General features: G+C 62.0%; 20 protein-coding genes, 1 tRNA gene and 1 other RNA gene. 16 read left to right on the top strand and 6 right to left on the bottom strand.

Annotated features, from left to right (window positions below; all coding sequences use genetic code 11):
• Positions 1-5 precede the first annotated feature (5 nt).
• Entirely contained in the window at positions 6-983 is a 978-nt protein-coding gene (gene secF, locus AAC850_RS00910) for a protein translocase subunit SecF (RefSeq protein WP_340586498.1), read from the top strand.
• On the opposite strand, the gene AAC850_RS00905 is transcribed toward secF, so the two are convergent.
• Positions 980-2173 (bottom strand): glycosyltransferase, encoded by a 1194-nt coding sequence (locus tag AAC850_RS00905; protein WP_340586495.1) that lies wholly within the window; start codon positions 2171-2173, stop codon positions 980-982. The two genes, secF and AAC850_RS00905, sit on opposite strands and share 4 nt — an antisense overlap.
• 13 nt (positions 2174-2186) lie before the next feature.
• The gene (locus AAC850_RS00900; RefSeq protein WP_340586493.1) at positions 2187-2759 is read right to left on the bottom strand and encodes a helix-turn-helix domain-containing protein; all 573 of its coding nucleotides are present in this window, start codon (positions 2757-2759) and stop codon (positions 2187-2189) included.
• A 119-nt stretch (positions 2760-2878) separates the two neighbouring features.
• Here AAC850_RS00900 and AAC850_RS00895 point away from each other — a divergent pair, with 119 nt between their 5' ends.
• Positions 2879-3352, top strand: coding sequence for a DUF6456 domain-containing protein (locus AAC850_RS00895; protein WP_340586490.1), 474 nt, complete (start codon positions 2879-2881; stop codon positions 3350-3352).
• Between the two features lie 30 nt (positions 3353-3382).
• Here the strand turns inward: AAC850_RS00895 and AAC850_RS00890 are convergent, their stop codons facing one another.
• Positions 3383-4684, bottom strand: a complete 1302-nt coding sequence (locus AAC850_RS00890) for a hypothetical protein (RefSeq protein ID WP_340586488.1) — start codon at positions 4682-4684, stop codon at positions 3383-3385.
• A gap of 76 nt (positions 4685-4760) precedes the next feature.
• Positions 4761-6578 carry an ABC-F family ATP-binding cassette domain-containing protein gene (locus tag AAC850_RS00885; RefSeq protein WP_340586485.1) on the bottom strand — a complete coding sequence of 606 codons (1818 nt, stop codon included), beginning with the start codon at positions 6576-6578 and terminating at the stop codon, positions 4761-4763.
• Between the two features lie 109 nt (positions 6579-6687).
• Here AAC850_RS00885 and AAC850_RS00880 point away from each other — a divergent pair, with 109 nt between their 5' ends.
• The 4 genes from AAC850_RS00880 to AAC850_RS00865 all read left to right on the top strand — a co-directional run bounded on the left by AAC850_RS00880 (position 6688) and on the right by AAC850_RS00865 (position 9997).
• On the top strand, positions 6688-7404 hold the full coding sequence (locus AAC850_RS00880) for an SIMPL domain-containing protein (protein ID WP_340586483.1): 717 nt from the start codon (positions 6688-6690) through the stop codon (positions 7402-7404).
• Between the two features lie 83 nt (positions 7405-7487).
• On the top strand, positions 7488-7811 hold the full coding sequence (locus AAC850_RS00875) for a hypothetical protein (RefSeq protein WP_340586481.1): 324 nt from the start codon (positions 7488-7490) through the stop codon (positions 7809-7811).
• An 88-nt stretch (positions 7812-7899) separates the two neighbouring features.
• Complete coding sequence (locus AAC850_RS00870; protein ID WP_340586478.1) at positions 7900-8577, top strand: response regulator transcription factor; 678 nt, start codon at positions 7900-7902, stop codon at positions 8575-8577.
• The gene (locus tag AAC850_RS00865; RefSeq protein WP_422723163.1) at positions 8528-9997 is read left to right on the top strand and encodes a sensor histidine kinase; all 1470 of its coding nucleotides are present in this window, start codon (positions 8528-8530) and stop codon (positions 9995-9997) included. Before AAC850_RS00870 ends, AAC850_RS00865 begins: the two co-directional genes overlap by 50 nt.
• Positions 9998-10016: 19 nt before the next feature.
• On the opposite strand, the gene AAC850_RS00860 is transcribed toward AAC850_RS00865, so the two are convergent.
• The gene (locus AAC850_RS00860) at positions 10017-10310 is read right to left on the bottom strand and encodes a chorismate mutase (RefSeq protein WP_340586476.1); all 294 of its coding nucleotides are present in this window, start codon (positions 10308-10310) and stop codon (positions 10017-10019) included.
• Between the two features lie 95 nt (positions 10311-10405).
• On the opposite strand from AAC850_RS00860, the gene AAC850_RS00855 reads away from it, so the two are divergent.
• The 9 genes from AAC850_RS00855 to AAC850_RS00815 all read left to right on the top strand — a co-directional run bounded on the left by AAC850_RS00855 (position 10406) and on the right by AAC850_RS00815 (position 20593).
• Positions 10406-11428, top strand: a complete 1023-nt coding sequence (locus tag AAC850_RS00855; protein ID WP_340586473.1) for a polyprenyl synthetase family protein — start codon at positions 10406-10408, stop codon at positions 11426-11428.
• Between the two features lie 9 nt (positions 11429-11437).
• Positions 11438-13870, top strand: coding sequence for an ATP-dependent helicase HrpB (gene hrpB, locus AAC850_RS00850; RefSeq protein WP_340586471.1), 2433 nt, complete (start codon positions 11438-11440; stop codon positions 13868-13870).
• Between the two features lie 15 nt (positions 13871-13885).
• Entirely contained in the window at positions 13886-14167 is a 282-nt protein-coding gene (locus AAC850_RS00845) for an ETC complex I subunit (protein WP_340586468.1), read from the top strand.
• Between the two features lie 72 nt (positions 14168-14239).
• An RNA gene (gene ffs, locus AAC850_RS00840) (signal recognition particle sRNA small type) lies at positions 14240-14334 on the top strand.
• Positions 14335-14383: 49 nt separating this feature from the next.
• Positions 14384-16264, top strand: a complete 1881-nt coding sequence (locus tag AAC850_RS00835; protein ID WP_340586465.1) for a DNA polymerase III subunit gamma/tau — start codon at positions 14384-14386, stop codon at positions 16262-16264.
• 17 nt (positions 16265-16281) lie between these two features.
• The gene (locus AAC850_RS00830) at positions 16282-16620 is read left to right on the top strand and encodes a YbaB/EbfC family nucleoid-associated protein (protein ID WP_340586462.1); all 339 of its coding nucleotides are present in this window, start codon (positions 16282-16284) and stop codon (positions 16618-16620) included.
• A 40-nt stretch (positions 16621-16660) separates the two neighbouring features.
• The gene (locus tag AAC850_RS00825; RefSeq protein WP_340586459.1) at positions 16661-17542 is read left to right on the top strand and encodes a hypothetical protein; all 882 of its coding nucleotides are present in this window, start codon (positions 16661-16663) and stop codon (positions 17540-17542) included.
• A gap of 151 nt (positions 17543-17693) precedes the next feature.
• A complete protein-coding gene (lon, locus tag AAC850_RS00820; RefSeq protein ID WP_340586457.1) occupies positions 17694-20084 on the top strand; it encodes an endopeptidase La in 2391 nt (796 codons plus the stop codon).
• Positions 20085-20320: 236 nt separating this feature from the next.
• Positions 20321-20593 carry an HU family DNA-binding protein gene (locus AAC850_RS00815; protein WP_340586454.1) on the top strand — a complete coding sequence of 91 codons (273 nt, stop codon included), beginning with the start codon at positions 20321-20323 and terminating at the stop codon, positions 20591-20593.
• A 107-nt stretch (positions 20594-20700) separates the two neighbouring features.
• Here AAC850_RS00815 and rlmB read toward each other — a convergent pair whose 3' ends face one another.
• Positions 20701-21486, bottom strand: a complete 786-nt coding sequence (gene rlmB, locus AAC850_RS00810) for a 23S rRNA (guanosine(2251)-2'-O)-methyltransferase RlmB (protein WP_340586453.1) — start codon at positions 21484-21486, stop codon at positions 20701-20703.
• A gap of 146 nt (positions 21487-21632) precedes the next feature.
• Here rlmB and AAC850_RS00805 point away from each other — a divergent pair.
• Positions 21633-21718, top strand: a tRNA-Tyr gene (locus AAC850_RS00805).
• Positions 21719-21748 lie beyond the last annotated feature (30 nt).

Here is a 21748-nt window from a genome sequence, read left to right as displayed (position 1 = left end):
CAATCATGCGACTGCTCAAGCTCGTCCCCGACGACACGAACATCAAGTTCCTCAAATACCGCATTCCCTTCTACGTGGTCAGCATCCTGCTGATCATCGCGAGCTGGGGTCTGGTGTTGACTCAAGGCCTCAACTTCGGCGTCGACTTCGCCGGTGGACAGGAAGTGCGCGTCACTTTTGAAGACCGCGAAACCGCGCCGATCTCCGAATTGCGCCAGCAGCTCGGCACGCTCGGCTATGGTGAGCCAACGATCCAGCGGTTTGGTGATGCCAACTCCGTGTCGATCCGCGTCCAGTTGCCCGAAGGCACTGAAGACCAGCCGGGTGCCGCCAATGCAATCGGTGAAGAGGTGGTAAGCGAAATCCAGTCCGAATTCGAAAACGTCCGCCGCGATGCGAACGAGACGGTTTCGGGCAAGGTCGCAGGCGAATTCCGCGAGCGTTCGGTCTGGGCACTGCTCGGCGCGATGCTGGCGATCTCGCTCTACATCTGGGTGCGCTTCGAATGGCAATTCGGGGTTGGCGCACTGTTCGCGCTGTTCCATGACGTGTCGCTAACATTGGGGATGTTCGCGCTGTTCCAGCTCGAATTCAGCCTGCAGATCATCGCCGCTATCCTCGCGATCATCGGTTACTCGTTGAACGATACCATCGTCGTCTACGACCGTATCCGCGAGAACCTGAAGAAGTATCGCAAGATGCCGCTGCCAGAGTTGCTCGACCTGTCGGTGAACGAGACGCTGGCGCGTACCGTGATGACCAGTTTGACGCTGCTCGTCGCGCTGCTGCCGCTGCTGCTGTTCGGTCCGGCAAGCCTGTTCGGTCTGGTCGCAGCAATCACGCTGGGCATTTTCGTGGGTACCTACAGCTCGGTCTACATGGCCGCGCCGATCCTGATCTGGCTGGGTGTGACGAGCGACAGCTTCGTGCCGCAGGAAACCGTGGCCGACCGTCAGGAACGCAAGGCCCGCGGCGAGATCTAGTCCGCGCTATCGGCCGCTATCAGGTCGTCGTAATATTCTGCCAGTGCCGCCGCATTCATCTCCCAGCTGAAGCGCGCGGCATTGGCGGCGACGGCTTCGCGATCGTAACCGGCTTGCAGCACTTCCACGATCCCGTCGGCGATTGCGTCGCTGTCGCGTTTGACGATCCGTCCGGCGCTGGGTGTTGTGACGAGCTCGCGTGCTCCGCCTGCATCGGTAATCACCAGCGGTGTGCCGCAGGCGAGCGCCTCTACCCAGGCATTGGCCAGTCCTTCGCTCAGGGACGGCAGGACCATGGCATCGCTCGCCCCGAGCACCATCGGCAGCGCCCCGTGATCAAGGCTGCCGAGGAAATGCACACGGTGCGGTATGTCCAGCTCGTAGGCGAGTTTGCCAAGCGCATCGCGATCCGGCCCGGTCCCGACGAAGGCGCAATGCACGCCCTGCAAGCGGGCCATGGCGCGCAGCACCAGTTCCTGTCCCTTGCGCGGGATCAAGGCGCCCACGCATGACAACAGCGACTCGTCCTCGGCCAACTGGATGTTGAATTGCTCGCTGAGCTGGAGGCGTTGCTCCTTACGCTCGCCGATACAGAACAGGTCACGGTCGAGGCCGGTGTAATGAACCGTGATCTTGTTCTCGGGCAAGCCGATCGCACCCATGTCGCGGCGCAGAGCGGCGCTTACGGTGAGAATTCCCGCCGCCGCTTCGGACGCCGCCTTCATCATCTTGAGCGCGTAGGTCTGTTGTCCCCAATGCGAAATATCCGCCCCGCGCGCCTTGATGCTGAGAGGCAGGTCGAGAGCCCTGGCGATCTGTGCAGCAGCAGGACCATCAGGATAGAAAAACTGCGCGTCGACAAGATCGAAGGGCGTGCTTTCATGCAGGCGCTTCGCCAGCGGGAGCACGGCTTTTACGATCATCGCCGGATTGAACGGGCCGCCGACCGCGGGGATAAGCGTGAAGCGCGGGCGGCGTACGTCGACTCCACCTTCCACACCGCTGATCGCGGCTTCGGCCAGTGCCTTGTACCGGCCCGCCGCGATAGGAGGGACGCCGATGGGATTGATGACGGTTACATCCCACCCCTCGCGCGCCGCCAGCGCTTCCATCTGCCGCGCTACGAACGTTCCGAATCGCGGAAGGAAGGCGTTGGGAAAAAGCGTGGCGATAGAGAGGATGCGGGGCATCGGCGCTCTGCCCCTACAGCTTGCGGACCAGCATTTCCGCAACGGCAATCCACGCAGGACTGTCGATAACGATCTGGCGCTGTCCGATGCCCGGCGGCAGCAGTCCGATGAGCGAGCCTTGCCGGTCGATCAACCGTCCGAAGGCAAAGCGTCCGCCCGATCGCGGCGCAAGCACGTCGCGATTGACCAACTGACCTGCGTCTTCCGGCGAAAGCTGGCGCATCCACAGCTGGTCGCCGGGCCGGTATTCACCTTGGCCTGCCTCGATTTCAAGACACAGCAGTGCGCCGCTATCGACAAGTTCTGTCGGCAGTATGGCATCACGCGGCGTGGCGAGACTTTCGGCACCGGCCGTAGTCAGGCGCGCGATGACCTGCGGCTGGGCCGTCTTGTCGGCTTTCACCAATGCTTCCGGATCCACGCCGAGTGCCGCGCCAATCCGGTTCATCCAGTCCAACGAAAGGTTGCGCATTCCGGTTTCCAATCGACCGATGGTCTGCGCGGTGGTGGGCGGGTTGCAGGCGGCGGCGACCTTGGCGAGCGTCATGCCCTTGCTCTTGCGGATATCCCGGATGCGATTGATCACGCGCTCTTGCTCCTGACTGCGCTCCAATTCGACTCATTTAACCGAATTGGTTGGAAATAGTGCTTTCCTACAACCGATTCGATTTTGCAAGGGGCGTGCCTGTCGAAAAAGGGGAAAGCATGCAGCGCGAGTTCGTCGAACGTGAACTAACTTCCGAGGGTCCGCGCCGCAGCGGCGGGGTCGCCCGCCAGCGCCGCAGCGTCACGGTAAATGTCGCAGAAAGCCCGCTCGGCTGGCTTCACGCGCATGGGCATCTGGAAGATCGCCTGTTCGACGCCGGTGAGCGGTTACGCGCCGATTACGAGCGCGCGCAGATGGGGCCAAACATCACCATGCGGTGGGACCCGGTGCGTATCCGCGGTACGGGCGATGAAGGCCTGACACAGACCGAACGCCAGATCGCGGCGCGATCGCGTTTCGATGGCGCGCTGGCGCAGGCCGGCAAGGGGCTGCAAGATATCCTGTGGCGCGTGGCGTGCGCTGGCGAAACGCTTCCGGTTGCCGAGAAGGCGCTCAAGTGGCCTGCGCGCAGCGGCAAGCTGGTACTGCGGCTGGCGCTCGACAGGGTCGCGGATTTCTATCGGATCACGTGAGCGGGCGCAGGTCGCATGCCGCTGGGTGGCTTAGCCCTTGCGGGTGAACAGGCTGCGCAACCAGTTCCACATCGCAGCAAGCAGCGATTTTGAGCCATTCGCGCGTTCGGCCTCGGCAGCGTCTTCGGCGGCCTCGCGCAGCAGCCTGGCGCGCAATGCACTCTGGCGGCCTTCTTGTGCCGCCAAGACGGCGGACCGGCGCGAACGCGGATCGCGCATGAAGGCATAGCCATCGACCCGGTCATTATCGGTGACGGTGTAATCGGAATTGTCGTCTTCAGCAGCGACTTCATCCCAAGAGATGTCTTCGCACGTTTCTTCGCTGGCTTCGTCGGCCTCAGCCGCGACCTCAAGTTCCGGCGGCAGTTCGAAACCGGGTTCGGGCGGCAGGTCCGGAAGGGATGCAGCTTCGTTTGATGGCTCCGGCGCGGGCTCTTGCTCGGGCGCGGGATCGAAATCTTGCTGTTCAGGCTCCGACCAGTCCTCGGACGGGAATGGCAAGTCGGTTGCAGCATCCAAGTGCACGGCGTCACGCGGGAATTCTGCGTTCCAACTGGCGAACGCATCAACAGGCTCGGCCGGGAGCTCGTCGAGCTCTTCGGGCATTTCTGCCATTGCTTCTACGGGGTCCGGTTCATCCGAAGCTGGTTCGGGGAAGGCTGTTTCCGGCTCCGGCTCTGGCGCGAACTCATGCTCCGGCTCCGGCATGGATTCTTCGACCGGAACCGGCGGTTCGGCCTGTTCGACAGGCTCGATGGGCGAATCCTGCTTGGCAGTTTCGACCGGTTCGGCGGATGCGGGAACAACGTCTTCTTCTTCCGCCAGATCGGGCTGTATTGGAAGCGAAGGGAAGATGCGGTTTTCGAGGTCGATGTCATCATCGATCGAACCGCCCGTCGCCGAATTGATCATTCCGTCCATGCTGCCCATGTCGCCCGAATCTTCGAACGGTTCGTCCTCGGCAAAACCATCCACCGGCGGCGGCGGAGTCTTGCGGCGGGTGAGCGCGAGAACAGCGTCGGGCGTGGGCAGATCGTCCTCGGCGCCAGCCTCGACATCGTCGGCTTCGCCCATTTCCTCGGGATCGTCGTCCACCATCGGAGCAAGACCAAGGATGCCGATTGCACGCGGTGCGCGTTCTACATCTTCGCCGAGCATTTCAGCAGATGCTTCGTGGAACATCGCATGGGCTTTTTCGAGCTCATCGGGATCGAGCACGAGGACCGGCTTCTTCTTGAACTTGCGCGGGCCGCCAAGCGCCTCGAGACTGCCGTAAGCAGGCCCGTTGACAGCAGGATCGGTCCGAAGCGCGGAAGAAGCAGCAGTGCCCATGAAGCGTCTTTTGCCGTGCTAAGGTGCAAACGCTATGAGCAGACGTGGTTAATGGCTTGTTTACGCGCGCCCGACGTCAGGCTTCGACCTGCTCCGCAAGGGTCAACCAGCGTTCTTCGGCGGCATCCTTTTCCTCGCGCGCCAGTTGCAGCGAGGCATTGATGCGGGAGAATCTGTCAGGGTTTTTCGCGTAAAGATCGGGGTCGGCCAGCGCGGCCTCGCCCTTGGCGATCAGATCTTCCAGTTCCTCGATGCGGGACGGCAGGTGCTCGTAATCGCGCTGATCCTTGTAAGACAGCTTGGTCGATTTCGGCGGTGGCGGAGCGGGCGGGGCGGTCTTCCCCGCTGCCTCTGCGTCATTTAGAGAGCCATTCTTTTTCGCTGGCCGCTTCTTGCGCTTGGCTTCCCAATCCTCGTAGCCGCCAGCCACGATATCGACCGTTCCGCTGCCATCAAGGCCGAGTGTCACCGTCACCGTGCGGTCGAGAAAGTCGCGATCATGGCTGACAAGCAGCACCGTACCTTCGTAGTCGGCGATCACTTCCTGCAGCAGGTCGAGCGTTTCCAGGTCAAGGTCGTTGGTCGGCTCGTCCAGCACGAGGAGGTTGGACGTGCGGGCGAATTCGCGCGCCAACAGCAAACGGCTGCGCTCGCCGCCGGAAAATGTGCCGATCTTGGCGTCGACCAGTCCGGGATCGAACAGGAAGTCCTTGAGATAGGCCTGCACATGCTTGCGGTTGCCACGCACGTCGATCCAGTCGCCGCCCTCTGCCAGCACATCGCGCACGCTTTTCTGCGGATCGAGCAATGATCGTTGCTGGTCGATCATAACGCCCGAAAGCGTGCGCGCATGCGTCACGGTTCCGCTGTCGGGCTCGATCTCCTTGGTCAGCAGCTTAAGCAGCGTGGTCTTTCCCGCGCCGTTGGACCCGACAAGGCCGATCCGGTCGCCGCGCTGGATGCGGAGCGAGAAGGGCTTGATGATCGGGCGGTCGCCATAGGATTTGCTGATGTCCTCCGCGACGATAACGGACTTGCTTTTGAAATCCTCGTCGCTCGCCAGCTTGAGCTTGGCCGTGCCGCCGGGAGAAATCATCGCGGCACGCTGCGCACGCATATCCCAGAGTTTCTCGAGCCTGCCCTGATTGCGCTTGCGTCGTGCGGTGACGCCGCGTTCCAGCCAGTGCGCTTCGATCTTGAGCTTCGCATCCAGCTTTTCCGCCGCGCGCGCTTCCTCGGCGTAAACCTGCTCTTCCCATGCTTCATAGCCACCGAAGCCGACTTCCTTGCGGCGCAGCGCACCCCGGTCGAGCCACAATGTGGCGCGGGTCAGGCGCTTGAGGAAGGTCCGGTCATGGCTGATGACGATGAAGGCGCCCTTGTAGCGGTCGAGCCAGCTTTCCAGCCAGTCGATCGCGGCAAGGTCGAGGTGGTTCGTCGGCTCGTCGAGCAGCAACAGGTCCGGTTTCTGTGCCAGCGCGCGGGCAATTGCGGCGCGGCGGCGCTCGCCCCCGCTTGCGGTCGCCGCATCTGTCGTCATGTCGATGCCAAGCTGGCCAGCAATGGATTCCACTGCGTGCTCGGGCGGAGCGTGATCGCCCGACAAGGCAAAATCCATCAGCGTTGCGTGCCGGGAAAAGTCCGGTTCCTGCTCCAGCCACACGATATTGGCGTGAGGCTTGACCTTGCGAACGCCGCGATCTGCTTCGACCTCTCCGGTGATGAGCCGCAGCAGCGTGGTCTTGCCCACGCCGTTGCGCCCGATCAGCGCCATCCGGTCACGCGGGCCGATGTGCAGGTCCAGCCCGTCGCTTTCGCCCGGATCGCCCAGCAGCCAGCGCCCGCCCTGTTGCAGGCCCAGCCCTTCAAGGGAGAGGATCGGTGGTTCGGCCATAGTGGCGCGGCAGGTAGTGCCCAGCGGCGCTACTGGCAAGGAACGTGATTGCCGCAATGAGCGTTATCCTTGCGAAATTCCTGTAATCACGCTGCAAATTGGAGAGACAATGATGCTTCGTTATGCCCTGGCGCTGTGCGCCACCCCGTTGATCGCCACTCCCGCTTTTGCGCAGGTCCAGATTGCCAGCGAAGGGCCGGTGGTGAACTTGTCGGTTACCGAGACGGTGTCGCTCGATCCCGATATCGCCAATCTGAGCGCTGGTGTCACAACAGTAGAGCCGACAGCGGTCGAAGCAATGCGCGCCAATGCGCGGGCGATGAACCGGGTGATCGACCGGATCGAGGCGCTTGGCATTGACGAGGACGATATCCAGACAAGCGGTGTCAATCTCAACGCGGAATACAGTTACAACCAGTCGACCCAGCAACAGGTTTTTCGCGGCTACCGCGTTGCCAACCGGGTGACGGTGAAACTGCGCGATATCGACCGGACAGGCGAAGTGCTGGACGCGTTGGTGGCTTCCGGAGCAACTGATATCGGCGGCATCGGCTGGGCGGTGGATGATCCCGAGCCCGCGGTGGAGCAGGCACGCCAGGCCGCATACGCCAACGCCCGCACCCGCGCATTCGATTATGCGCGCATGTCGGGCTTCGGAAATGTCCGCCTCCTCGAAATCAGCGAAAATGTGATGGGCAGCCAGCCGATGCCGTACCAGTCCGAGATTGTCTTAACGGGCGCATCGCGGGATAGCATGACACCGGTAAGGCCGGGACAGGTGCAGGCTGGAATTACCGTGAATTTCAGTTACCAGATGGTGCCCTGAGCTTAAATGCGATCAAGCTGAACGCCCGGCATCGGGGGAATTCACTTCTTGTTCAAGGCTGCTGCTTTAGGCACATAGCCAACATGAAAAGCCCCCCTGCCATTCTTGCCGCCATTGCGCTGGCGATTTCGCTGGCAGCCGTTCCATCGGCTGTATCGGCGCAAGCGCAGGACCGTGGCCGTGGTGACCAGAACAGTGCCCGCGCCGAAATGCAGGCCGGGCGCAACATGCCAATTCGCGAGATCGAACGGCGGATTATCCCGCAAATGCGCTCGGGTGACGAATATATCGGCTTCGAATATGATCCGACCGCACAGGCCTATCGCCTGAAGTTCATCCGTAACGGCCGGATGATCTGGGTCGATGTTGATGCCCAGACGGCGCGTGTCCTGCGCGTTTCGCGCTAATCCTCTCCCCATTGGAAACCGCAGGTCTGCTTGACGCGTTCATGTTGCAAGAGCAACACAATGCGCTCGTGCAAGCAGGGATGAATCAATGCGGATTTTGATCGTTGAGGATGAGCCGACACTCGGCCAACAGCTCAAATCAACACTGGAACAGAACGGCTATGCGGTCGATCTGTCGACCGATGGCGAAGATGGCCATTTTCTGGGCAGTACCGAAGACTATGATGCGGTTATCCTCGACCTCGGCCTGCCCGAGATTGACGGACTGACCGTGCTCGGCATGTGGCGTAAGGAAGGCCGCACCTTCCCGGTGCTGGTGCTGACTGCGCGCGATAGCTGGAGCGACAAGGTCGCCGGACTTGACGCAGGCGCGGACGATTATCTTGCAAAGCCGTTCCAGACCGAAGAACTGATCGCCCGCCTCCGTGCACTGATCCGCCGCGCATCGGGCAATGCCTCTTCCGAGCTGACTGCCGGACAGGTGCGGCTGGATACACGTTCCGGTCGCGTCACGCTGGCAGGAGAGCCGGTCAAGCTGACGGCGCAGGAATACAAGCTGCTCAGCTACCTCATGCACCACAAGGGCAAGGTGGTCAGCCGCACAGAACTGATCGAACATATCTACGATCAGGATTTCGACCGGGATTCGAACACGATCGAAGTGTTTGTCACCCGCATCCGCAAGAAGCTTGGCGCAGAAGTGATCACGACAATCCGTGGCCTCGGTTACAGCCTCGACGACCCCGACGACGCTCCCCGCGAATAGCGGAGAGGTCGCCGGAGATGTCTCCCTAGAGGAAGAGGACGCGCTGGCGGAGGACGCCGGCGCGCCTGAAGCTGTCACGCATACCGGCAGCCTCTCGAGGCGCATGATGCTGATCGCGGCTGGCTGGATCGTTATCCTGCTGTCGGTCGGCGGTGTCGCGCTCGACAGGGTGCTGACCAGCCAGTTGCAGAGCGAATTCGATAGCCGATTGACCATCCCGCTCAATTCCATGCTGCGATCGGCGGAAGTCGATCCGGTGTGGGGCGTCACGTTCAATTCGATTTTGGGCGACCAGAATTACCTGGAGCCTGGCAGCGGTTCCTATTGGCAGATCAGCGGGGAGGGTTACGAGCCCTATCCCTCGCGCAGCCTGTGGGACGACCGTTTGATTGTACGCGATGTCGACGCGGCGGACCCGATATTCTACGATTCAGATCAATTTCCAGACGAACCTTTGCGCATCGCCCAACGTACCATCCAGTTGCCGGGAAGCGATGTGAACTGGCAATTCGTCGTGGCGCAGAGCCGCGAGGATATCGACAACCAGATCGCCACCGTACGCGCCACGCTGGCCTGGTCGTTCGCCATCCTCGGGATCGGCCTGTTCCTGATGGCGATGGCACAGACCTGGTACGGCCTTGGACCCTTGCGCCGCGTACGTCAGGCCATTGCGCGTATCCGCTCGACCGGCACCAACCGCGTGACCGAACCCTTGCCGCTGGAAGTGCAGCCGATGGTGGACGAGCTGAACGCGCTGCTCGCTCACTCGGAAAAGCAGGCGGAAGAAGCACGCACCCATGCGGGCAATCTGGCCCATGCGCTCAAGACCCCGCTCACCGTCCTCAACAATGCCGCGCACGCGCAATCGCCCGATCTGGATGAGACGGTGCTGCGCGAAGCCGACACGATGCAGCGCCATGTCGACCATCACCTCGCCCGTGCCCGCGCAGTTGGACGCAGGGCGACCGGCCTTGCGCGGACCAACGCCATGGAAAGCGCGCGCGGCGTGGAGCGTGCCGTTTCGCGGCTCTACCACCACGTTCGCTTCGATATCGACGGCAGGGATGCAGAAGTCGCGATGGAGCGACAGGACCTCGATGAATTGCTCGGCAATCTGATCGAGAATGCGGCGAAGTACGGCGGCGGCAGCGTGTTCGTAACGATCGATGCCGAACCTGACGCCGAGGTCTGCGAAATCTGGATAGAGGACGATGGCGCGGGCATTCCCGAAAAGGCGCGTGACGAGATATTCGGGCGCGGTGCGCGGCTCGATACGGGCAAGCCGGGCACCGGCCTGGGCCTCGCCATCGTGCGCGATGTGGCGGAAATCTACGGTGGAAGCGTCTCACTGCACGAGAGCGAGGATCTTGGCGGCTTGCTGGTGAAGCTGACCCTGCCGCGCGTGGGCAATATCGCTTAGTCGATCCGGTGAAGCGGACTTACTCGCCGCGCGCCTTCTGGTGGTGGCGGATCACTTCATCGATGATGAAGCGCAGGAATTTCTCGCTGAATTCAGGATCGAGATCGGCCTCTGCCGCGAGTGTTCGCAGCCGTTCGATTTGCCTGGCTTCGCGGTCCGGATCGGCAGGGGGGAGGGCTGTCTTCGCCTTGTACTGGCCGACGGCTTGCGTGATGCGAAACCGCTCTGCCAGGATGTGAATGAGCGCCGCATCGATATTGTCGATGCTGCGACGGAAGGCGGCAAGTTGTTCGTCGGTGGCGGGATCGGTCATGGAGGCGCTTTGTCTCGCGAATTGGCAAGTTTCGTTATCCAATGCGGCAGAAATGCCAGCTTGCCAACACCCTCTGACATCCCCATTGGAAAACCATGAGCGACAACGTCGTCCCCCTGAAGCGCGCCAGCGGCGAAGAGCGGCCTTCGCTCGCGCCGATCCTGTCGCTGACCGCCACGCCGATGAACGCGGTCAATGCCATCATTCTCGACCGTATGCAGAGCGAAATTCCGCTGATTCCGGCGCTTGCAGGCCACCTGATTGCGGGTGGCGGTAAACGGATGCGTCCGATGCTTACGCTCGCCGGCGCTGAGGTTGTCGGATATCAGGGCACCCGCCATCACAAGCTGGCTGCGGCAGTCGAATTCATCCACACTGCCACGCTGCTGCATGATGATGTGGTCGACGGGAGTGAAATGCGCCGCGGCAAGGAAGCCGCCAATATCGTATTCGGCAATCCCGCAACCGTGCTGGTCGGCGATTTCCTGTTCAGCCGCGCGTTCGAACTGATGGTTGAGGACGGCAGCCTGAAGGTGCTGAAGATCCTTTCCGGCGCCAGCGCGATCATTGTTCAGGGTGAAGTCGATCAGCTGACGGCGCAGCGCAAGATCGAAACCAGCGAAGAGCGTTACCTCCACATCATCGGCGCCAAGACCGCTGCCCTGTTCTCCGCTGCGAGCCGCATCTCCGCGGTCGTCGCCGAATGCGGCGAGGCAGAAGAAATGGCGCTCGAGGATTACGGCCGCAATCTCGGCATCGCCTTCCAGCTGGTGGACGATGCCATCGACTACGATTCCGAAGCTGCCGAAATGGGCAAGGAGCGCGGCGATGATTTCCGCGAGGGCAAGATGACGCTGCCCGTCATCCTCGCCTACGCCCGCGGAAACGAGGAAGAGCGCCGTTTCTGGCGTGATGCCATCGCGGGCTTCTGCACCGAGGACGAAGACCTCGCGCGTGCGATTGAACTCATCCGCAAGCACGACTGCGTTTCCGCAACCCGCGAACGCGCCCGCCATTATGCACAGCGGGCCTGCGACGCACTTTCGATATTCCCCGACACCGCCGCCCGCCGCGCAATGGTGGAAGCGGCGCAATTCGCAGTCGCGCGGGGCTATTAAGGCGGTCGCGTGACCGCTGAACTTCCCATTCACGCTGTCCTGCCGGACCTGCTTGCAGCCTTGCGCGCGGGGCCTTCTGCCGTGCTTGTCGCTCCTCCGGGTGCCGGCAAGACTACTGCGGTGGCACCTGCATTGCTGGACGAGGAATGGTGTGACGGACAAATCATCCTCACAAGTCCGCGCCGCGTGGCTGCGCGCGCGGCAGCAGAACGCATTGCGCACTTGCTTGGCGAGAAGGTGGGCGAGCGGGTTGGCTATCTCACCCGGCTCGACAGCAAGACGAGCAAGGCGACGCGCATTCTTGTCGTAACCGAGGCGATCCTGGTGAACCGTCTGCTCGAAGATCAGGGGCTGGCAGGCGTTTCCGCCTTGCTGTTCGACGAGGCGCATGAACGGCATCTCGACAGCGATTTGGGCCTCGCGCTGGCGCTGGAGACGCAGGGCGTGCTGCGCGAAGACCTGCGCATGTGCGTGATGAGCGCGACCATCGATGGCGCGCGATTTGCAAAGCTGATGGGCGGCGACGCCCCGGTTATTGCGAGCGAGGGCAAGGCCTATCCGCTCGACATCAAATGGCTGGGCGCAGCGCCGGAAAAGCGGATTGAGGATGCCATGACCTCCGCCGTGCTCACCGCGTGGCGCGAGCAGGACGGCGATATCCTCGCCTTCCTCCCCGGTGTTGGTGAAATCGAGCGAACGCGCGAAAGGCTGGCTGACAAGCTGCCGAACGTGCCGGTCCTGCCGCTCCATGGACAGGTTCAACCACAAGACCAGCGCGCCGCGATCCGGCGGGATGCAGGCGGGCAACGGCGTATCGTGCTTGCCACAAGCATTGCAGAGACTTCGCTGACGTTGGATGGTGTCTCGGTCGTGATCGACAGCGGGCTGGCACGCAAGGCACAGTTCGACAGGGCGGCCGGCACCACGCATCTTGTCACCCAGCGCGCCAGCCAGGCAGCGTCGACGCAGCGGGCCGGGCGTGCTGCGAGGCAAGGACCCGGTGTCGCCTATCGACTGTGGGAAGAGGCAGGCCACGCCGGGCGGCCCGAATTCGATACACCTGAGATGCTTAGCGCGGACCTCGCACCGCTCGTGCTCAGCCTTGCTGCGTGGGGCGTAACCGATCCGGCGAGCCTGCAATGGCTCGATCCGCCGCCGGAGGCTTCGGTGGCGAGTGCGCGCGAGAGGCTGGAGAAGATGAGCGCGCTGGATGCGGGCGGCGCAATCACATCTTGGGGCGAGCAGGTGGCGTCCTTGCCACTCGACCCAGAAGGCGCAGCTGCAATCCTGTTCGGTGCCAAATCATCGCAGGCCGAGGATGCCGCGCGGCTGGTATTGCTGGCGCAGGAACGCGGGCTGGGCGGTCGCGGAGAGGATCTGGCTGCGCGCTTGCTGCGCTGGAATACCAATCGGGGCAAGCGGGCGGAGGCATCGCGAAAGCTGGCGCGGAACTGGGCGAGGGCAGCCGAACGGCTGGTCGCAAGCGGGAAGAGCCAGTCGCTCGATCCGGCGGTGTTTATTGCCCTCGCAAGGCCTGATTTCGTGGCGCGGCGGCGCGATTCGTCAGGCGAGCATTGGATTTCTGCTGGCGGGCGCGGGTTCATGCTTGACCCTGCATCCTCACTGGCGCGTGCAGAATGGCTGGTGATTGCGGATGCAACGGGGCAAGCCAAGGGCGCGCGCATCACCGCAGCGGCTGAATTGCAGCGCGCAGATGTCGAAAAACATCTTGCGAATCTGATTGACGAACGCACGACAGCCATCTGGAATAACGCCGAAAATCGGGTGGAAGCACGGCGTGAGCGGCGTCTGGGCGCGATTGCGCTGGCAAGCGGCCCCGATCCTGACCCGGACCCTGAAGCGATTGTGGATATCCTTGTGGAAAAGGCCGTGGAGAAGCTGGGGGAACTTCTCCCGCGCGGATTGCTGACGCGAGCGCGGTTTGCGCGAATAGAAGCGTTTTCGGATGAGGAGTTGGCGCAGCGTGCTGACGTATGGCTTGCCCCGCTGCTGGCAGGACGCCGCAACCTCGACCTGCCGCCTTCGCGTTACGCAGAGGGTGCGCTCAACTTGCTGTCCTGGGAGGATCGCCAGCAGCTCGATAAGCGCGCCCCGCGCCACTTCACCAGCCCGGCTGGCACCAGCCATGCCATCGATTATGCAGGCGAACATGCGCCCAGTGTCGAGGTGCGGGTGCAAGCGCTGTTCGGGCTTGATCGCCATCCGATGATCGGCAGCACGCCGCTGCTCATCCATCTTACCAGCCCAGCCGGTCGGCCGATCCAGGCAACCCGCGACCTGCCGGGTTTCTGGCGCGGCAGTTGGGCAGATGTGTGCAAGGAAATGAAGGGCCGCTATCCCAAGCACCGCTGGCCGGAGGAGCCGTGGACCGAAAAGCCGAGCCTCAAGACCAAAAACGCCTTCAAAAACTCGAACGACTGACCTAGAGGCTCATCCATGGCAGAAGCACGTATCTACAAGCGCCCCAAGAGCGCGATGCAATCGGGCAAGGCGCTCATCGATCAGTGGGTGCTCGATTTCGTGCCCGCAGAAGCGAAAAAGCCCGATCCGCTGATGGGCTGGGCCGGCAGTGGCGACACGCGCCAGCAAGTGCAGCTTAAATTCCCGACTTGCGAGGCCGCGCAGGCCTATGCCGAGAAATACGGCATCGCCGCCCGCGTCCATACGGTCCCACCAAAGAAACTGAAGCTCCAGGCCTACGCCGACAACTTCCGCTAAGCGCTGCGCGGTCGGGCTGGGGCATGTGAACCTTTCGGGTTGAATTTCCGCCGACACCTCGCCATATGCGCCGCGGGAGTCGGGTGGACGTTCGCGTCTGCTCACCGGGTCAGATCCGGAAGGAAGCAGCCCAGGTAGATGGCAGCGGGTCGCTCGGCTCCTTTTCCACGACATTGTTGCAATGACATTCGTGCGGTGAGCGCCTAGTCTTGCTGCATGAGTGATTCCCCGGAAAACCCGGATACCCCGCCATGGGCCGATGATACGCAAGAGGCGGAGGCAAAGCCCTCCGCCGCCGAACTCGAAGCTGCGGGCCAGAACGCATTGTTCGGGGAGCCCGAACCAGCAATTTCTTCGCAACCCACGGCTGACAATGCGCCTGACGTAGAGCCCCCCGTCGCTGCAACTCCGGCTCCGGAAAAGCCTGCCGCACTGGAAGGCGGCGATGCGGCACCTTTGCCAAAACCGCCTGCCGAAACGGCCCAGCCTTACCGTGTGCTAGCGCGCAAATATCGCCCGCAAACCTTCAGCCAGCTTATCGGGCAGGAACCGATGGTGCGCACGCTGGGCAATGCGATCGAGCGCGACCGGCTGGCCCACGCCTTCCTGATGACCGGCGTTCGCGGGGTCGGCAAGACCTCCACCGCAAGGCTGATCGCCAAGGCGCTCAACTGCGTCGGGCCGGATGGGCAGGGCGGACCAACCATCGATCCCTGCGGCCAGTGCGAACCGTGCACCGCAATCGCCGAAGGCCGCCATATCGACGTGATCGAAATGGACGCTGCCAGCCACACTGGCATCGATGACATTCGCGAGATTATCGAGGCGGTCCGCTACGCCACCGTCAGCGCGCGTTTCAAGATCTACATAATCGACGAAGTTCACATGCTGTCGAAGGCCGCGTTCAACGGGCTGCTCAAGACGCTGGAAGAACCGCCCGAACACGTAAAATTCCTTTTCGCCACCACCGAAGTCGAGAAGCTGCCCGTTACCGTTCTCAGCCGGACCCAAAGGTTCGACCTGCGCCGCATTCCGGCCGAATTGCTCGAAAAGCATTTCGCCTTTGTTTGCGAGCAGGAAGGTGTCGGCGCGGAGGACGAGGCGCTGGCGATGATCGCGGCGGCAGCGGAAGGCTCGGTGCGCGACGGCTTGTCAATCCTCGACCAGGCGATTGCTCATGCCGATATGGATGGCGATGGCTCGGAAACCATGGTGCGCGCTGCAAAGGTGCGCGACATGCTCGGTCTGGCCGACCGCGGGGCGCAGCGGCGGCTGTTCCAGCACCTGCTTGAAGGCGAGCCGCAGAAACTGCTCGACGCAATTGCCGATCAATATGCGCTCGGGGTGGAGCCGCTGGCACTGATGCGCTCGCTGATGGAATTCACCCACCGCGTTGCCATCGGCCAGATCGGCGAGGTCGATGCGCCTTCTGCCGAGGAGCGCGAAGTTATCGGTGCATGGGCAGAACGGCTGTCGGCCGGACAGGTCCACCGCCTGTGGCAATTGCTGCTCAAGGGCCATGACGAGGTCAAGAGCGCGCCTGACCCGCTCGTATCGGCGCAAATGGCGCTGCTGCGCGTGCTCCACGCCGCCGACATGCCCGATCCCGGGAAGCTCGCCAAACAGCTTAAGGATGCCGCGCTAAGCGGCGGAAGCGGAGCGGGTGCGCAGGGTGGCGCGGCAGGCGGAGGTGCAACCGCGTCTCTTTCGTGGAACGAGCTGGTCGACCGGATCGAAAACTCGGGCGCGCCCGGCTCGCTGTCCTTTGCCAGCCTGCTCAAGGCCCAAATCCGCGTAATTTCGCTGGCGCCGGGCAAGCTCGAATACACCCAGCCACCCGGCTATGACGAGGATATCACCAAGCAGGTCCGGCAGGGATTGCAGGAAAGCATCGGCGGGAAGTGGGAAGTGGTACGCAGCGATGGCGAAGGCCAGCCGACGTTCTACGAAGCTGTCGAAGCCGCGAGAAAGGCCGAGGCAGAGCGTATCCGCAACCACCCGCTGGTTGCTGCTGCTTTCGATGCCTTCCCCGATGCGCAATTGGTTGAAACAACAGATCCCCCGCGCGGGCGCGAAGACTGGTCGCGCCGCGCCTGAAACTTGAGGAACACCCGATGGAAAACATGGAAGAAATGATGAAGGCTGCACAGGAAGCGGCCAACAAGATTCAGCAGCAGATGCAGGATGCGCAGGTCAAGCTCGACACGATCGAGGTCGAGGGCACCGCCGGTGGCGGGCTGGTCAAGGTGCGCGCAAGTGCACGCGGCCGCATCCTGGGCGTCGAGATCGACGAAAGCCTGATCAAGCCCGAAGACAAGCAGATCCTCGAAGACCTCGTCACCGCCGCCTTCAATGACGCCCGCGACAAGGCCGACCGCAAGGCGGGCGAGCACATGGCAGAGATGCAGCAAGGGCTGGGCCTGCCGCCAGGGTTCAACCTGCCGGGGATGTGAGCATGTTGACGGCTATTCGTCTGAGCGTCATATTGGCAAAATGCGTAACCGTAAGAACACTTTAGCGGTCATCGCCAGTTTATTGTTGGTGTGTCATCCAGCGGCTGCGCAGGACCAAGCAGCACGGCCTTCGGCAACGAGAGAATACAACGCTGCCAGACCTTGGATAGTGGATTACGCGGAAGACAGCTGTTCCTTGTTCCGGAGTTTCGTGGACGGAGAGAGAGAAGTTTGGTTCGAACTCCGCCGAATTGCGCCGGTGGGCCAAGCTCGTCTGTCGGTAGGCAGCAGCCACTTGGAATTGACAGACCGAAGCCCTCACATCTCCATCTTCCCGGCGCGCGAACCTTTCGACCAGGAAGCGGAAACTTTTGTCAGCCAAGATGGAAGCGTTCGAGCGTTTGTTACCATGCTTTCCCTTGATCTGTTGCGGTCCCGCCCGTCGCAAATCCCTCCAAACGCAGATGAGGAGCCGATCGACGGCCTGCCACAAATCTCAGGCATTCAAGTTGCCAGTGTTTTCGATGAAACCGTTGTGCTTCACACGGGCGAGATGGACGCTCCTCTTCAGGCTATGGATACTTGCATGGCTGACCTTGTTCAAACTTGGGGAATAGAGCCTGAAGAACTGCGACGGTCGGTTTCCTCACCTACACCCGTGCTTGAGGACAGGTGGAGGGCGCGAGTGAGAAACCACTATCCACGCACAGGGCTTCGCCGAAGCCGCAACACAGCCTTTCCCGTGGTCCTACTTGTGGGACCAGATGGTAGAGTTTTACGCTGTCGTTCGCCCAACGCGCTAGGTGATGAAGATTTCGAAGCAGTCGCATGCGCCGCGCTTGTCGAGTACGCCCGCTTTGACCCGGCTCTCGATGCAAATGGCGAGCCAACCTACGGCTTCTGGTTTACCAACATGATATAAGTAACAACCTGACGATTACGCGTTGTTCGCACAATTGCCTTCCAATCCACACCTAACCATCCACACCCGTTGCAGCTTCGCACCTGCGCCCCCATATTCCGTGCCAAGACATAGCAGCGCCTGAATTGCTGCCCAACACACGGATATTTGCATGAACGCCTACCCCCTTCTTCCCCTGCGCGACATCGTCGTTTTTCCCGGCATGGTCGTCCCGCTGTTCGTGGGGCGCGACAAGTCGGTGGCGGCGCTTGAAGCGGCAATGGAGGCAGAGCGCGATATTTTCCTCGTCGCGCAGACCGATCCCGCCACCGATGATCCCGAACGCGGTGATCTCTACGATATCGGCACGGTCGCGCAGGTGCAGCAGATGCTCAAGCTGCCCGATGGCACAGTCCGCGTGCTGGTCGAAGGCAAGGCGCGCGCCAAGATGAGCGACATGCGGCTCGATGGCGATTTCTATCTCGCCCAGACCGCGGCGCTTGATGAAACCACCGCCAGCGGCACCGACGTCGCGGCGATGATGCGCAGCGCGCTCGAACAGTTTTCCGACTACGCCCGCACCAACAAGAAGCTTCCCGAAGATATCGAAAGCGAGCTCGCCGATATCGAGGATGCCGGCCAGCTGGCAGATGCGATTGCCGCCAGCCTTTCGGCCAAGGTCGAATCGAAGCAGATGCTGCTCGCCGAAACCGACGCGATGAAGCGGCTGGAAATGGTGTTCTCCGCCATGGAGAGCGAGCTTTCGGTCCAGCAGGTCGAACGCAAGATCCGTGGTCGCGTGAAGCGACAGATGGAAAAGACGCAGCGCGAATATTACCTCAACGAACAGATGAAGGCGATCCAGAGCGAGCTGGGCGGCGATGGCGAGGACGGCGACGAGCTGGCCGAACTGGCCAAGCAGATTGAGGAAACCAAACTTTCCAAGGAAGCCAAGGCCAAGGCCGAGAGCGAGCTGAAGAAGCTTCGCTCTATGCAGCCGATGAGCGCCGAGGCGACCGTGGTACGCAACTATCTCGACGTATTGCTCGGCCTGCCATGGGGCAAGAAAAGCCGCCTCAAGAAAGACATCGCCAAGGCGCAGGAAGTACTGGATGCCGATCACTATGCGCTCGACAAGGTCAAGGACCGCATCGTCGAGTATCTCGCGGTGCAGGCGCGCACCAACAAGCTGAAGGGCCCGATCCTGTGCCTCGTCGGCCCTCCCGGTGTCGGCAAGACCAGCCTCGGCAAATCGATTGCACGCGCCACGGGGCGTGAGTTCATCCGCCAGTCGCTGGGCGGCGTGCGCGATGAAGCCGAAATCCGCGGCCATCGCCGCACCTATATCGGCTCATTGCCGGGTAAGATCGTGTCCAACCTCAAAAAGGCCGGCACCAGCAATCCGCTGTTCCTGCTCGACGAGATCGACAAGCTGGGACAGGACTTCCGCGGTGATCCGGCTTCGGCGCTGCTCGAAGTGCTCGACCCCGAACAGAACAACAAGTTCCAGGACCACTACCTGGAGCTGGATATCGACCTGTCGGACATCATGTTCGTCACCACGGCGAACAGCCTCAACCTGCCGCAACCGCTGCTCGACCGGATGGAGATCATCCGTCTCGAGGGCTACACCGAGGACGAGAAGGTCGAGATCGCCAAGCGTCACCTGATCGCCAAGCAGGTGGAGGACCATGGCCTGAAGGACGGGGAATTCGAGCTGACCGAGGACGGCCTACGCGACCTGATCCGCTATTACACGCGTGAGGCCGGTGTGCGTACGCTCGAACGTGAAATCGCCAATCTGGCACGCAAGAGCCTGCGCAAGATCCTCGAGAAGGAAGTCGAGAGCGTCGCCATCACACCCGAAAATCTTGGCGACTTTGCCGGTGTGCGCAAATTCAAGCACGGCATGTCCGAAGAAGAACCGCAGGTCGGTGCCGTTACGGGCCTCGCGTGGACTTCGGTCGGAGGCGAATTGCTCACCATCGAAAGCGTCACTACGCCGGGCAAGGGCGAGGCCAAGACCACCGGCAAGCTGGGCGAAGTGATGAACGAATCCGTCGCCGCAGCCTTCAGCTTCGTGAAGGCCCGCGCGCCTGCCTATGGCATCAAGCCGAGCATCTTTCAGCGCAAGAACATCCATATCCACTTGCCCGAAGGGGCAGTGCCCAAGGATGGTCCGAGCGCGGGTATCGGGATGGTCACGTCCATCGTTTCCACGCTCACCGGCATTGCCGTGCGTCCCGACGTCGCGATGACGGGCGAGGTCACGCTGCGTGGCCGCGTGCTTCCCATCGGTGGCTTGAAGGAAAAGCTGCTCGCTGCATTGCGCGGCGGCATCAAGACGGTCTTGATCCCCGAAGAGAACGAGAAGGATCTCGCCGAGATTCCCGACAATGTGAAGGAAGGGCTGGAGATCATCCCGGTCAGCCATGTCGACCAGGTCCTGGAACAGGCGCTTACCGCTATCCCGGCACCGATCGAATGGACCGAGGAAGATGATTTGGCGAGCCAGCCGCATGGCCCGTCGAGCGGCGCGACTCCGACAACAACCGCACATTGAACGCAGGTTCGAGCAGTCGGCACGATTCGTCGACCGCTCGAAATTCGCCTGAAATCCGGCGCTTTGGGTAAATTCTGGTAACCCACAAACGCTTTTTCTTCGATTCGTCTGAAAAAAGGCCGTTCCTCGCCGGGAATGCCTTTGACAGCGGCGGCAAAACTCGCTCAATTCCCGCCATCGCGTCCGCGATTCCAAAATTGCTGACATTCACATTGAGTGAGGGGGTCTACCTGACAATGAACAAGAACGAACTGATCGGAGCCGTCGCAGAGTCCAGCGGCCTTTCGCGCAACGATTCGACGAAGGCGGTTGAAGCCGTGTTTGACACCATCACAGGCACGCTTTCGAAAGGCGATGAGGTTCGCCTGGTCGGTTTTGGCACGTTCTCCTGCGCCAAGCGAAAGGCATCGACCGGCCGCAATCCGCGTACTGGCGAACCGATGCAGATCAAGGCATCCACACAGCCCAAATTCAAGGCTGGCAAGGGTCTGAAAGACGCAGTGAACTAATCCACTCGAGGGTGGGGGGAAGTCGAGCGACCCGAGCGGCGCTTGACTTAAGAAAAGGGCCGTCCCGATGGGGCGGCCCTTTGCTTTTGTGACCGAGCGGCCGCCGGCTACCGAGTGGCAATAGCGTACAGGGCAATTGCGGCGGCGTTCGAAACGTTCAGGCTCTCCATCGCCTCGCTGATAGGAAGGCGGGTGAGGGCGTCGCAGTGCTGCGCCACATTGTGCCGCATCCCTTCACCCTCTGCGCCGAGAACCACGGCTATCGGGCCAGCTGGCAAGGCTTCCGCGAAATTTGCCTCGGCCTCTCCGGCCAGTCCGAGCCGCCAGTAGCCTGCTTCCGCCATTTCTTCCAAGGCGCGCGCGAGATTGACGACGCGCACCCACGGAACCGTCTCCAGCGCGCCTGATGCGGACTTGGCGACCACGCCGCTTTCGGGCGGGGCATGGCGATCCTGTGTCACGATGGCAGCAGCGTTGAAGGCAGCGGCCGAACGCAGTATGGCGCCGACGTTGTGCGGATCGGTGACCTGGTCGAGTACGACGATCGGCCGGGCCGCATCGCCGTCGAGGACGTCTGCCAGGTGGAGGTCGGGCAGGGCTTCACATTCAAGAACCAGCCCCTGGTGCGGCGCATCCTTGGCGACCAGTCGGGCAAGGTCCGCCACTTCGGCGCGCTCGAGTGGGAAATCGGGCGGCAATTCGCCGTCGAGCGAATCAATCCCGTCGAGCGTGGCCCATAATTTGCGATGCTGTCGGCGCGGATTCATCAACGCAGCTTCCACCGCGTGGCGACCCCACAAGCGCACATTTCCCTTCGTAGCACGGCCTGATCCGCGTCCACCCTGCATGCGTCCGGCGCGTCCGCGCAGCTTCTTCTTGCCAGCTTTGGCCATAGTTTTGCCTTTCCTTGCGAGCGCTCCTGCCAGCAGCCCCATTGACAGGCAAGCAGTGCTTCGCCAAAGGGGCGCCTCTCGGCTGGAAGGCGCCGCATCAAGGCGCCTCATCCCGCGGGCGAAATCCCGCATTCCGGCACCGGTGTGGACAGGTGGCCGAGTGGTTAAAGGCAGCAGACTGTAAATCTGCCCGCGCAAGCGTACGCTGGTTCGAATCCAGCCCTGTCCACCACCGCCGCCTTCAGTTGGCACAAGGCAAGGG

This window comes from Erythrobacter alti (assembly GCF_037996805.1).
GTDB classification, from domain to species: domain Bacteria; phylum Pseudomonadota; class Alphaproteobacteria; order Sphingomonadales; family Sphingomonadaceae; genus Alteraurantiacibacter; species Alteraurantiacibacter alti.
This window is presented reverse-complemented; position numbering and strand designations above follow the sequence as displayed.

What these genes read in the sequence shown, in the direction of transcription:
- secF (WP_340586498.1), top strand. Translation starts at nt 6, where the DNA reads ATGCGACTGCTCAAGCTCGTCCCCGACGACACGAACATCAAGTTCCTC.
- AAC850_RS00905 (WP_340586495.1), bottom strand. Translation starts at nt 2,173, where the DNA reads ATGCCCCGCATCCTCTCTATCGCCACGCTTTTTCCCAACGCCTTCCTT.
- AAC850_RS00895 (WP_340586490.1), top strand. Translation starts at nt 2,879, where the DNA reads ATGCAGCGCGAGTTCGTCGAACGTGAACTAACTTCCGAGGGTCCGCGC.
- AAC850_RS00890 (WP_340586488.1), bottom strand. Translation starts at nt 4,684, where the DNA reads ATGGGCACTGCTGCTTCTTCCGCGCTTCGGACCGATCCTGCTGTCAAC.
- AAC850_RS00885 (WP_340586485.1), bottom strand. Translation starts at nt 6,578, where the DNA reads ATGGCCGAACCACCGATCCTCTCCCTTGAAGGGCTGGGCCTGCAACAG.
- AAC850_RS00880 (WP_340586483.1), top strand. Translation starts at nt 6,688, where the DNA reads ATGATGCTTCGTTATGCCCTGGCGCTGTGCGCCACCCCGTTGATCGCC.
- AAC850_RS00875 (WP_340586481.1), top strand. Translation starts at nt 7,488, where the DNA reads ATGAAAAGCCCCCCTGCCATTCTTGCCGCCATTGCGCTGGCGATTTCG.
- AAC850_RS00870 (WP_340586478.1), top strand. Translation starts at nt 7,900, where the DNA reads ATGCGGATTTTGATCGTTGAGGATGAGCCGACACTCGGCCAACAGCTC.
- AAC850_RS00860 (WP_340586476.1), bottom strand. Translation starts at nt 10,310, where the DNA reads ATGACCGATCCCGCCACCGACGAACAACTTGCCGCCTTCCGTCGCAGC.
- AAC850_RS00855 (WP_340586473.1), top strand. Translation starts at nt 10,406, where the DNA reads ATGAGCGACAACGTCGTCCCCCTGAAGCGCGCCAGCGGCGAAGAGCGG.
- AAC850_RS00845 (WP_340586468.1), top strand. Translation starts at nt 13,886, where the DNA reads ATGGCAGAAGCACGTATCTACAAGCGCCCCAAGAGCGCGATGCAATCG.
- AAC850_RS00835 (WP_340586465.1), top strand. Translation starts at nt 14,384, where the DNA reads ATGAGTGATTCCCCGGAAAACCCGGATACCCCGCCATGGGCCGATGAT.
- AAC850_RS00830 (WP_340586462.1), top strand. Translation starts at nt 16,282, where the DNA reads ATGGAAAACATGGAAGAAATGATGAAGGCTGCACAGGAAGCGGCCAAC.
- AAC850_RS00825 (WP_340586459.1), top strand. Translation starts at nt 16,661, where the DNA reads ATGCGTAACCGTAAGAACACTTTAGCGGTCATCGCCAGTTTATTGTTG.
- lon (WP_340586457.1), top strand. Translation starts at nt 17,694, where the DNA reads ATGAACGCCTACCCCCTTCTTCCCCTGCGCGACATCGTCGTTTTTCCC.
- AAC850_RS00815 (WP_340586454.1), top strand. Translation starts at nt 20,321, where the DNA reads ATGAACAAGAACGAACTGATCGGAGCCGTCGCAGAGTCCAGCGGCCTT.
- rlmB (WP_340586453.1), bottom strand. Translation starts at nt 21,486, where the DNA reads ATGGCCAAAGCTGGCAAGAAGAAGCTGCGCGGACGCGCCGGACGCATG.